The organism is uncultured Chitinophaga sp. (assembly GCF_902168175.1).
Lineage (GTDB): Bacteria > Bacteroidota > Bacteroidia > Chitinophagales > Chitinophagaceae > Chitinophaga.
Window position 1 is genome coordinate 53,600 of record NZ_CABHOU010000059.1, and the last position, 13,014, is coordinate 66,613.

The 13,014-nt window shown below is 48.7% G+C and carries 7 protein-coding genes; 6 read left to right on the top strand and 1 reads right to left on the bottom strand.

The window, feature by feature from the left end; translation table 11 throughout:
- Positions 1-53 precede the first annotated feature (53 nt).
- Positions 54-1,430, top strand: coding sequence for a magnesium transporter (gene mgtE, locus QZT80_RS12355; RefSeq protein ID WP_295122180.1), 1,377 nt, complete (start codon positions 54-56; stop codon positions 1,428-1,430).
- On the opposite strand, the gene QZT80_RS12360 is transcribed toward mgtE, so the two are convergent.
- The gene (locus QZT80_RS12360) at positions 1,408-2,007 is read right to left on the bottom strand and encodes a histidine phosphatase family protein (RefSeq protein WP_295122182.1); all 600 of its coding nucleotides are present in this window, start codon (positions 2,005-2,007) and stop codon (positions 1,408-1,410) included. The genes mgtE and QZT80_RS12360 overlap by 23 nt on opposite strands.
- Before the next feature lie 97 nt (positions 2,008-2,104).
- Between QZT80_RS12360 and QZT80_RS12365 the strand changes: the two genes are divergently transcribed.
- The 5 genes from QZT80_RS12365 (at position 2,105) to QZT80_RS12385 (ending at position 12,966) form a co-directional block, all read left to right on the top strand.
- On the top strand, positions 2,105-4,459 hold the full coding sequence (locus QZT80_RS12365) for a prolyl oligopeptidase family serine peptidase (protein WP_295122184.1): 2,355 nt from the start codon (positions 2,105-2,107) through the stop codon (positions 4,457-4,459).
- A 111-nt stretch (positions 4,460-4,570) separates the two neighbouring features.
- Positions 4,571-8,209, top strand: coding sequence for a TraB/GumN family protein (locus tag QZT80_RS12370; RefSeq protein ID WP_295122186.1), 3,639 nt, complete (start codon positions 4,571-4,573; stop codon positions 8,207-8,209).
- Between the two features lie 139 nt (positions 8,210-8,348).
- A complete protein-coding gene (glmS, locus tag QZT80_RS12375; protein WP_295122188.1) occupies positions 8,349-10,190 on the top strand; it encodes a glutamine--fructose-6-phosphate transaminase (isomerizing) in 1,842 nt (613 codons plus the stop codon).
- Positions 10,191-10,207: 17 nt separating this feature from the next.
- Positions 10,208-12,406, top strand: coding sequence for a DUF4954 family protein (locus QZT80_RS12380; RefSeq protein WP_295122190.1), 2,199 nt, complete (start codon positions 10,208-10,210; stop codon positions 12,404-12,406).
- Positions 12,394-12,966 (top strand): DNA-3-methyladenine glycosylase I, encoded by a 573-nt coding sequence (locus QZT80_RS12385; RefSeq protein WP_295122192.1) that lies wholly within the window; start codon positions 12,394-12,396, stop codon positions 12,964-12,966. The genes QZT80_RS12380 and QZT80_RS12385 overlap by 13 nt, the downstream gene beginning before the upstream one ends.
- Positions 12,967-13,014 lie beyond the last annotated feature (48 nt).

The following is a 13,014-nucleotide window of genomic DNA, read 5'->3' on the forward strand; positions in this document are numbered from 1 at the left end:
CAGCAAACACGCCCGCTGATTATTTATGCTTATTTTCGCGAAGTGTCAGGTTTATGGAAAATGAAGCATTATTAGAGAAATACGAAGAGCTTGCCGGGCAAAAAGCCTATGGGGAGCTGCATACCTACCTGGACGATCAGTTGATCACCGATATCGCCGACCTGATAAATGAATTGCCCGACGAAGGGGCCAACATCATTCAACAGCTTACGATAGGCCGGGCAGCAGCAGCCTTCAGGATATTGGAGTTCCCGGCACAGGAAGAAATTATCAGGGAATTACCCCCTTCAAAAATAGCGGAGCTCATGAACGAGCTGCCGCCTGATGACCGTACCTCCTTTTTGGGCGAGTTACCAAGCGAGGCCGTAAAAGAGCTGATTAAACTACTGGACCCCGAAGACCGCAAAGTAACCCTTGCCCTGCTGGGTTACCCAGAAACGAGTGTAGGCCGTATCATGACACCGGACTACCTGGCCGTTAAATCCAGCTGGACGGTACAACACGTACTCGATCACATCCGCAACCACGGCCGCGACAGTGAAACGATCGACGTAATTTATGTATTAGACGAATATGGCAAACTGCTGGACGACTTCCGTATACGGGAGTTCCTGTTGGTTTCGCCCAACACACTGGTGAGTTCCCTGATGGACGATCGTTTTGTGGCCCTGCATGTACACGACGAGCAGGAAGAAGCTATCCAGGAGTTTCGCCTGGAAAACCGCGTGGCCCTGCCCGTTACAGATGACAAAGGCATTATGCTGGGCATTGTGACCATTGATGACATGTTGTGGATCGCGAACGAAGAGCATACGGAAGATATTCAGAAGATCGGTGGTACCGAGGCGCTGGACGAACCTTACCTGGATATGCCTTTGTTCAAACTGCTGAAAAAACGTGTAGGCTGGCTGATCATCCTGTTTATTGGAGAGATGTTAACGGCTACCGCGATGGGCTTTTTCGAAGACGAGATAGCCAAAGCTGTAGTGCTGGCCCTGTTTGTTCCACTGATCATTTCCAGCGGCGGCAACAGCGGATCACAGGCATCAACCCTTATTATACAAGCCATGGCGTTGGGTGAAATAAGCATCAGCGACTGGTGGCGTGTGATGCGCAGGGAATTAATATCCGGAATATTACTGGGTAGCATATTAGGGCTCATCGGCTTTATCCGCATCCTGTTATGGAACCAGTTTTTCGATACCTATGGCGAACATACGATACTGATAGGCACGGTAGTAGGCCTTTCGCTGGTAGGTGTTGTGTTATGGGGCACCTTATCAGGCTCCATGCTGCCCCTTATCCTGAAACGACTCGGGGCCGATCCGGCTACATCGTCCGCACCATTCGTAGCTACGCTGGTAGACGTTACCGGGTTGATCATCTACTTCTCTGTAGCATTTGCATTTATGAACGGGGTTTTGTTGTAGGCTGTGCAGGCTTCATCTGCGGTCCTTTAGCATCGGCAGCATCGCCGTAAAAGCCCACCTTCACCGTTCCTCCATCTCTCCTCTTTAAAATAGTAAAGAGATAATTGAACTTTTTATCGCCGATAGAGTCTACCGGCGGCTTAACGCCAAGACCTTCCATCAGCGGTATCAGCGTATTGCTATGGCCTACCACCAGCAGGCGTTTGCCCCAGTCGTGGCGGCGTGTGATTTCATAGATCAGCGACTCGCCGGTGGTGTCTGGTATATACATAGCCGTATCTATCTTCCCAAAAATCCTTAATGAGTCGGCCGTTTGCCAACTGCGGATATAAGGGGTGCAGTATATTTTCTGAATGCCGGAGTCGCGGAGCGTGCGGTACAAATCGCCGGCACGCTGGTACCCTTCGGCAGTGAGCGTAGAATCGGCCCCAGGGTTCTTTTCAGCATGACGCACCATAAAGATCGTACCCGTTAAGAAGGTACTGTCTTCCGAAACAGGGATGATCGTTTTAGGTTTTTCCTGCGCCTGGCAGGAAGCCATCAGCCCAACCATTGCTACTAATTTGCCTAATTTCATGGGTACCGTTAATTATATTGCATAATATTAAGCGATTAAAACCAAATCGTCCAAACTTTCAACAGGAACAACAAAACACTAAACCTTTTTAATACGTATGCTTTTCCCAAAACGGGCCATCGCCCTGTTGATGCTGTCATCAGCCACCTCCTTGCAGGCGCAGCAGCTTACGCCGCTCAGTGTAGAAAAAATTATGCGCGATCCAAAATGGATAGGCACCTCGCCCACCGGCGCTTTTTGGGGTAAAGACAGTAAAACGCTTTACTTTTCCTGGAACCCGGATAAGGCACCGGCCGACTCGATGTATTACATGTCCACCAGCGACCGAACACCGCGCAAAACAGCAGCAGCGGAAAGAAGCAATATCCGCGCAATATCCGGCGGAAGCTGGAACACCGCACGTAACCTTTACTTGTATAACAAATCGGGCGACCTGTACCTGCTGGATGTTAAAACCGGCAAAGAAACCCGCATTACCAATACCGCCGCCTACGAATCGGGCCAGCAGTTCGCGTTTAACGACACGCGTATCGTTTACCGCAATGGCAGCGATTATTTTTCATGGAACAGGAGTACTGGCGAAACGGAGCAGTTGACCCGTTTTGTACCTGGTAACAAACCTGAAGAAAAAGAGGATAAACTTACGCCGCAGGAAAAATGGCTGAAGGCACAACAGCTGGAACTCATAAAAGTATTAAAAGAACGGAAAGATAAAAGAGAGGCCGCCACTGCTTTTTCCAAAAGCCTGCCTAAAACCCGGGAACTACGCCCGTTGTACCTCAGCGGCAAACAACTGTCGGACGTGGCACTCAGCGACAATGGCCAATACGTAGCGTATGTGCTGGTGAAAAGTGCGGAAGATAAAGAAACCGCCGTTCCCAATTATGTAACCGAAAGCGGTTTTACCACAGATATTCCTGCCCGCGCAAAAGTAGGCGGTGAGGGGCAAAGCAGCTGCTTCCTGTACCTCTACGACAAGCAGCGCGATACGGTATATACCATCAACACCGACCAGCTGCCTGGCCTTACCGACAAGCCTGACTACCAAAAGAACGACACCACGAAAAAAGCCGTTAAACGCGACTTCAGGGTTAACCACCTGGAATGGAGCCCGAACAATAAATATGCGTTAGTTGACATTCGCTCCAACGACTTCAAAGACCGCTGGCTGCTATTACTGGATGCCGCTACCGCACAATTAAAACCACTGGACAGGCAACGCAACGAAGCCTGGGTAGGTTATGCGCTGGTGGGTGATATGGGCTGGCTGAACGACAACACGATCTGGTACCAGTCAGAGGCCACCGGTTACGCACATCTTTACACCCAGGACGTAAACAGCGGAGCAAAGAAACAACTGACCTCCGGCAAATATGAAGTTAAACAGGTAAGCCTGTCCAACGATAGAAAACACTTTTACCTGCATACCAATGAAGTACATCCGGGCGTAGTGGAGTTTTACCGTTTACCGGCGGCCGGTGGCAAGGCAGAACAGATCACCAGCATGGAAGGCTCGCACGAAGTAACCCTTTCGCCCGATGAAAAATGGATAGCGTACCGTTATTCGTTCTCCAACAAACCATGGGAACTGTACCTGCAGGAAAACAAACCCGGCAGCAAACCCGTTCAGATCACTACCCTGGCACAGTCCGAAGAGTTTAAGTCTTACCCATGGCGCACACCTGAAGTAATCACCTTTGCCGCCCGCGATGGTGCTAACGTATATGCGCGTATCTATACACCTGAAGCAGCGAAGAAAAACGGGGCCGCGGTGATATTCGTACACGGCGCCGGATACCTGCAAAACGCACACAAATGGTGGAGCAGTTACTTCCGCGAGTACATGTTCCATAACCTGCTTACCGACATGGGCTTTACCGTACTGGATATGGACTACCGCGGCAGTGCCGGTTATGGCAGCGAATGGCGTACAGGCATTTACCGGCACATGGGTGGTAAAGACCTTACCGACCAGGTAGACGGCGCCCATTACCTGGCACAGCAATACGGCATAGATCCTAAACGCATTGGCCTTTACGGCGGCAGTTACGGTGGGTTCATTACCCTGATGGCCATGTTTACCACGCCCGACGAATTTGCCGCAGGCGCCGCACTACGTTCTGTTACCGACTGGGCACACTATAATCACGGTTACACAGGCGATATCCTGAACGAGCCATTTACCGACAGTATCGCCTTTACACGATCTTCACCCATCTACTTTGCCGAAGGCCTGAAAGGTCATTTGCTGATGTGCCATGGCGTGGTAGATACCAATGTACACTTCCAGGACATTATCCGCCTGAGCCAGCGCCTGATAGAACTGGGCAAGGATAACTGGGAACTGGCTGTATATCCCGTTGAAGATCACGGATTTGTAGAACCCTCCAGCTGGACGGACGAATACAAACGAATACTGAAACTGTTTACCACAAACCTGCTTACCGAATAATACCGACCGGCGGGCCTTTTAACAAGGCCCGCCGGTGTTTTTAGCCCTAGCCCCCACCCCGTTTGTATACCACCCGTAATGCTTATATTTACAATCCCTAGCCCTTTTTTTATGATGAACTTGAGAAGTAGTTTGACCGTCTTTCTGTGTTTCCTGCATTGTATTGTTTGCTCCGCACAATCCAAAGCAAAACCCACCGTTGCCCCCGCTCCCAGGTACCAGGGACTGTTATGGGAAATCAGCGGGAATGGATTAAAAAAGCCATCGTACTTATTCGGGACCATGCACGTAAGCTCCAAGCTGGCGTTTAACCTGAGCGATTCCTTTTATCATTGCATCCGTAATGTGGACATTGTTGCACTGGAAACCAATCCGGAGCAGTTGCAGGAAGACTTTTCGAAGTCGGGTATGCTGGGTGCGAATGCAGGCGTAAATGGCGGCGCCGGTATGCTGGACAGGAACGCGTTTACCATATCCGGGTATTCAGATGTACTGCGCGCGGCATTTGGTTACAAACCCGAAATGATCAATCACCTGTTGTACCGCAGTTATGCGTCCAGGGAAGATTATGAAGAAGATACTTTCCTCGATATGTATATCTACCAGGTGGGCAAACGTTATGGCAAGCGGGCTACCGGTGTTGAGAACTTCCAGGAATCGGAGAAACTAATGATGGAAGCTTACCGCGATGCTGCCAACGAACGTAAAACACGCAGAAACGTAACCCGCGGTGTAGAGCTTCGTGATGGTACGGCGAGTCTTACCGACGCATACCGCCGCGGCGATCTCGACATGCTCGACTCCATTGCCAACAATCCGAACGACTCACCCGGCTTCCTGGAAAAGTTTATGTACAAACGTAATGAGAACATGGTAACAGCCATCGATTCCATTGCCCGCCGTGAAAGCATTTTTGCAGGTGTAGGCGCTGCCCACCTGCCCGGCGAAAGAGGCGTGATCAACATGCTGCGCAAAATGGGTTACAAACTTCGCCCGGTAACTGTGAGCAACCGTGACAACAAACAAAAGGAAGATGTAGAGAAGATGACCGCCAAAGTAGTGTTTCAGCCTTACACCTCGCCCGATAAACTGATACAGATGGAGATACCGGGTAAACTGTTCAACTTCACCGGCATTTCTCTCCTTAACCAGTTACAATACGCCGATCTGGCCAATGGTGCCTACTACCTCACCAGCAGGATCAAAACCAATGCGCTGGCACTGGGGCAAAAGGAAGATGATGTGTTAAAGAAGATAGACAGCCTGTTGTACGAAAACATCCCCGGCAAAATCATCCAGAAAGAAAACATTACCAATAACGGTTATAAAGGTTTTGATATTACCAACCGTACACGCCGCGGCGACCTGCAGCGTTACCAGTTATTCGTTACGCCGTTTGAAGTTTTGATGTTTAAAATGAGCGGTAACAAAGATTATGTGGCGGGCGAAGAAGGCAGGCATTTCTTCTCTTCCATTAAACTGTCAGCCCCCGCTACAGGCCAGTGGACAAGTTACACCGCCCCTAATAATATGTTCAGTGTAAAACTGCCGCACACACCGCATGCAGGCGACAATACACCAGCCAGGAGCCGGGTTAAAAGAGCAGAGTATGAGGCGTATGATAAAACAACCGGTAACAGTTACATGATTACCCTTCGCCATGTGCGCAACAGTGCTATGCTGGGCGAAGATACTACCGACCTCAGTTTTGCGGAAGAAAGCCTGCAGCTCTCCGACTTCGTAAAACAGCAGGAGAGCCGCAAAATGACAAGCTATCGTGGTTATCCCTGCCTGGAAATAGTAAACCTGAATAACGATAACAGTCATACCCGCAGCCGTATTATCTTACAGGGCATACACTACTACGTATTGAGTGCGCGGTACAAAAAAGACAAATCATCTACCCAACACTTTTTCGACTCATTCATACCTGGCACCCCGGTATATGAACAATACACCAACTATACCGACACCAGCCTTTACTTTTCAGTGAACACCGCCGTGCAACTGAAGGACGAGCCTATGAACGCTATCCTGCGGATGGACATGCCTAATACAAACGAAGAAAATGACTTTTCCGGATATCGCAGAATTACCAAAGCCTTTACCTCCGACAGCACCGGAGAGGAAGTAACCGTAACGCTGCGCCGATATGGCAAATACTTTTCCGTGAAAGACAGCGCAGGCTACTGGAGCAGGCTGATTGACGAATTGAGCAACGATGGCGACTTCGTGGTTAAATCGCGCGAGTACCAGCATACAACAGCCTGGGAAAGTGTGTTACTCACCATGCGCGACACAAACAGTTCGCGCAGCATGATAAGGAAAGCGATACTTAAGAACGGCGCTATCTATACCCTCACCGCACTTACCGACACGCTAGAAAAACCTTCAGGGTTTATCAGCACCTTCTTTAAAACATTTACCCCGGCCGATACCATCTTTGGCAGTTCCATTTATACCAGTAAAGCACCGTTGCTGTTTAATGATTTTTACAGTACCGACAGCACCACCCGCAAACAGGCCCGCAACCTTTATACCGTGGCAATTTATGAAGATAAAGATGCGGATACCCTGATCAATATGTTGCGTAAATGGAACGCATCAGAGAAGAACTATCTGGACATTAAAGCCGGCCTCATTGGCGAACTGGGTGCATTAAAGCACGACAGCATTGTACCTTACCTGCACAATGCATACCAGCACAGCAACGACACTTCAAGACTGCAATACGCCATTTTACGCGCGCTGTTACAGCAGAAAAGTACGGCAGCCTACAAAACCTTTAATGAATTAATGCTGAAGGAGATCCCCATCTTCACCAATGAATCGACCATTTACGGGCTTACCCGTACCATGCGCGATACATTGGGATTGGCCGCCACCCTGTTCCCCGACCTGTTACAATTAACGGCCCTTGCAGATTATAAAGAAGGCATTTACAGTATGCTGGCTACTTTGGTAGACAGTAGCCGTATTAATCCCGCCATATATGAACCCTACATCGGGCAAATTGCTTTTGAGGGACGCATTGTGCTGCAAAAAGAAATGGCTTCAGAACTGGAAAAAGAAGAGGAGGAGGATGATAATAACCCCGCACGCGGGCAGCGCATGTATAGCACCAACGGCCTGCTGAACGATTATGCAGTATTGTTACTGCCCTACCGCCAGCAAAATAAAAACGCCGCACGGTTTTTTGAAAGGTACGAGCGCTATAAGAATCCCGCGGAGCAAATACAACTCGCCAGCCTTTACCTGCGGAACAACCTGCCCGTGAAAGACAGTGTGCTTAACAATATCGCCCATCAGGATAAATACCGGGTAAAGTTATGGTCCGAATTAAGCAGCATCGGCAGGCTGGATAAGTTCCCTGCCAAAGAACGTAAACAGGAAAACATAGCCAGGAGCCTGCTGTATGGCATGCAGCAATACAACACCCGTTTCGATACCATCGTATTTGTAGCCAGGCAGGCGACCAGCTACCGGTTTAAGAAACGTACCGTATATTTCTTCAAATACAGGCAGAAAGACGATACCAACTGGTATATGGCCATTGCCGGCCCTCAGCCGGAGAATACTGCCGAATACTCCGACGAAACAGGCCTCACCGCCCTTACCGGCCAAACTTTGCGCGACGATAAACCCGCGCTGGAACAGTTCAACAAGGTCTTAAAACAGCTCAAATACCGGTACCGCAGCCGTTATAACAACGATTATAGCACCGTGGCAATGATAGACGAGGAAGAATAAACGTTGCGTGTTATCACACCTACCGGCTACATTCTCAGTTTTTATTAAGATATTGCAGGCCAAAACCAATAAAAGAAGTAGAAGAAAAGTCAATTAAGTAGAAGAAAAAATCAACAAACCTCAATTAGTTATTATTCTTATGTGTGGAATCGTTGCCTATATCGGTCAGCGGGAGGCCTATCCCGTGGTTTTAAAAGGATTAAAAAGGCTGGAATACCGCGGTTATGACAGCTCCGGCGTAGCCCTCATCAATGGAGAAGGGTTAAAAGTATACCGGAAGAAAGGAAAAGTGGCAGAACTCGAAGAATTTGTTACCGGCAAAAACATGAGCAGCCATATCGCTATTGGTCACACCCGCTGGGCTACCCATGGCGAACCAAGCGACCGTAATGCCCACCCTCACCTTTCCGGCGACGGCAAACTGGCGATGGTGCATAACGGCATTATCGAAAACTATGGCCAGTTAAAACAGGAGTTGTTAAGCAAAGGCCACGTTTTTAGCAGCGACACCGATACAGAAGTACTGGTGCACTTTATCGAAGAAATTCGTAATGCGAACAAATGCGGTACCGAAGAAGCGATGCGTATCGCCCTTAAACGCGTAGTAGGTGCTTATGTAATTCTCATCGTTGACCAGGACAATCCCGATACCCTGCTGGCCGCCCGTAAAGGCAGCCCATTAGTAATAGGCGTGGGTAAAGGCGAACACTTCCTGGCTTCCGACGCCTCGCCTATCATAGAATACACGAAAGAAGTAGTGTATGTAAACGACTATGAAATAGCGATCCTGCGCGCCGATGAGCTGATCCTCAAAAACATATCGAACGAAGTTCAAACTCCTTATATCCAGAAACTGGACATAGAACTGGCAGCCATTGAAAAAGGCGGTTACGACCACTTTATGCTCAAGGAAATATTCGAACAGCCACAAACGATATTCGACAGTCTCCGTGGCCGCCTGGATGCAAAGAAAGGCACGCTTACCCTGGGCGGTATTCGTGGTGATTACGAAGAAATGCTGAAAAACGCCAACCGTATCATCATTGTTGCCTGCGGTACCTCGTGGCATGCCGGCCTGATTGCTGAGTACGTGATCGAAGAGCTTTGCCGTATACCGGTAGAAGTGGAGTACGCCTCAGAGTTCCGATACCGTAACCCCGTAGTGAACAAAGGTGATGTGATCATTGCCATTTCACAAAGCGGTGAAACGGCGGATACCTTAGTAGCAATGGAAGCCGCCAAAGAAAAAGGCGCTATCATCCTCGGTGTTTGTAACGTGGTAGGCTCCTCCATCGCCCGTCTTTCACACGCCGGTGCTTACACGCATGCCGGCCCTGAAATTGGCGTAGCAAGCACGAAAGCGTTTACCGCACAGTTGGCAGTATTATGCCTCATTGGTCTTAAACTGGCTAAGGATAAAGGAACGATCACTACCCAACGCTTTCAGCACCTGCTCGATGAGCTGGATGCGATAAGCGACAAAGTAGCCATCGCGCTGAAACTGAATGACGAAATAGCTATTATCGCCGCTAAATATAAAGACGCCCGCGACTTCCTGTTCCTGGGCCGTGGTTACAACTTCCCGGTAGCACTTGAAGGCGCACTGAAGCTGAAAGAACTTTCTTACATCCACGCAGAAGGTTATCCGGCAGCAGAAATGAAGCATGGTCCTATTGCACTGGTAGACGATCAGTTGCCGGTTGTATTTGTGGCCACCAAGGATAGCTATTATGAAAAAATCGTTTCCAACATACAGGAGATCAAAGCCAGGAAAGGCAAAGTAATTGCCGTTATCACCGAAGGCGACGAAACTATCCGCTCGATGGCCGATGATGTGATCGTAGTACCGGAAGCCGATGAACTGGTAGCGCCCATCCTATCCGTTATTCCTTTACAACTGCTGGCTTACCATGTAGGCGTGCAAAAGGGACTTGACGTAGATAAGCCGCGCAACCTGGCGAAATCGGTAACTGTGGAATAACGCATAATTAATAGCGAATGAATCATATCCTTAAAAGGCCACTCACCGAACTTGGTTACAACTTCGTGGACGCGGCTCAACTTCCCGACGGCAAAACGGAATACTATCTCCGCGATCAGCAACGGTCTACGAGCATTGTGTACCGCAAACTTTCCGCGCAGGAACTGGAAACGCTGGTGCGTAACGACAACACCTCCGACGATTGGAATAACATCCTGGTATCGGACGAGTTTAATGCGCAACTGGTACAACACTGTCACTTCTTCGGGCTGATACGTATCGGCAAACTGGAATCCTACTACCTGGAGTTCCATAACCTGCGCCAGCCTGTTGGTTTATATAACAGCACCATTGCCTCCTGTGATTTTGGAGATAATGTGTCTGTTCACAACGTCAACTTCCTTTCGCATTACATTATCGGTAACGAAGTAATTATCGCCAATGTAAGCGAGATGGCCACTACCAATCATGCTAAATTTGGTAATGGTATTTTGAAGGAAGGCGAATCAGAAAGCATCCGTATATGGCTGGAGTTATGTAATGAAAACGGCGGTCGCAGTATATTGCCGTTCGACGGCATGTTACCGGGCGATGCTTACCTGTGGACCCGCAACCGTAACGACACCGCGCTGCAGCAACAGTTTGCGGCCTTTACAGACAAGCAGTTCAGCAAACAACTGGGTTATTACGGTATGGTGGGCGACCGGTCGGTGATCAAGAACGTTAAGATCATTAAAGATGTAATGATCGGTACAGATGCTTACCTGAAAGGCGCTAACAAACTAAAGAACCTCACCATCAACAGCAGTGCGGAAGCACATTCGCAAATAGGCGAAGGCTGTGAAATGGTGAATGGTATTGTGGGATACGGCTGCCGTGCGTTTTATGGCGTAAAGGCCGTACGTTTCGTGATGGCCTCCCACTCGCAGCTGAAATACGGCGCGAGGCTCATCAACTCCTATCTTGGTAATAACTCTACCATCTCCTGTTGCGAAGTATTGAATTCACTCATTTTCCCGGCGCATGAACAGCACCATAACAATTCGTTTTTATGTGCGGCGCTTATCATGGGACAAAGTAATATGGCCGCCGGCGCCACCGTTGGCTCCAACCACAACTCCCGCGGGGCAGATGGTGAAATTATTGCAGGTCGTGGCTTTTGGCCAGGCCTGTGCGTTAGCCTGAAGCACAACTCCATGTTCGCCACCTTTACGCTTATTGCCAAAGGCACTTATATGAGCGAGCTGAATGTGCGGTATCCGTTTAGCCTGGTGAGTAATGAAGAAAGCACGAACACGCTTAAAATCATGCCCGGCTATTGGTTCATGTACAACATGTACGCACTGGCCCGCAACAGCTGGAAATATGTAGACAGGGATAAACGTACAGAACGTATCCAGCATATAGAATACGACTACCTGGCCCCCGATTCGGCCGAAGAAATATTACAATCGCTGGAATTGATGGAACTGGCTACGGGCAGGGCTTTACAACAAGGCAAAACGCTGGACGAAAAAGCATTTGTACAACAAGGCCGCCAACTGCTCACCGAAAATCCCTCGCAGGCAGAACAACTGGAAATATTGGCAGAAGAAGCAGAAAACAGTCGCCGCAAAGCGTACCTCTTAAAGGTACACAAAGCCTATCCGCTGTTCCGCGAACTGATTGTTTTATATGCTGCCCGCAACATCCTTTCACACGCAGCCACCTTTGGTATCGATTCCCTATCTTCCTTCCAGACCTTCGCTAAAGGCGCCAAACGCAGCGCCTGGCAAAACATTGGCGGACAACTGATGAAAGCAGATACTGTAGAGGGCATGAAGGACCGCATCAGGAAAGGAAAAATAAGCAACTGGCAACAGGTACACGATGTGTACGAACAGGCTGGGGAAAGTTATACAAAAGATAAATTGCAACACGCCATTGCCTGCCTGCTCGACAACCAGCAACTGACTTCCAAAACACTTACGGGCGAAAAGTTGAAGAAGTTCCTGGAACAGTCGGTAAATACACTTAGCACCATTACCGATAACATCTATCGTTCGCGCGAAAAGGATTATAAAAACCCGTACCGCCTGATGGTGTATGAAAGCGAAGAGGAAATGGAAACAGTGATCGGCAAACTGGAAGACAATGGTTTTATACAACATACCGTTGCCGACCTTAAAGCTTACAAAAAACGGGTGAAAGAAATCATTAAGAAATGGGAGCTGTAGAAAAATCAAGATGTATCTGGTGTACGAAAGACCAGCTATACAAAGATTATCATGATGAGGAATGGGGCAACCCCAGCCATGACGACCAGCATTTATTCGAAATGCTGAACCTCGAAGGCGCACAGGCCGGCCTGAGCTGGTACACCGTGCTTACCAAACGTGAAAACTACCGTAAGGCATTTGACAACTGGGATGCGAAAAAGATATCGAAGTACACCGATAAAAAGATCGCATCACTATTAGAGAATCCTGGTATTATCCGCAATAAATTAAAGGTCAACGGAACTGTGTCTAACGCTAAAGCCTTCCTGAAAATACAGGAGGAGTTTGGCAGTTTTGACAAGTATATATGGCAGTTTGTGGGTGGTAAACCTGTGCTGAATAAGTTTACCAGTTACGGCCAGGTGCCTGCCAAAACAGCGATCTCCGACGCCATGAGTAAAGACCTGCTGAAACGCGGTTTTAAGTTTGTGGGTTCTACTATTTGTTATGCTTATATGCAGGCAACGGGTATGGTGAACGACCATGTGGAGGGGTGCTGGAAGTTTAAAAAGAAATAAAAGAGAGAGGGCTGTTCCGCGGAATAGCCCTCTCTCTTTTATATACCC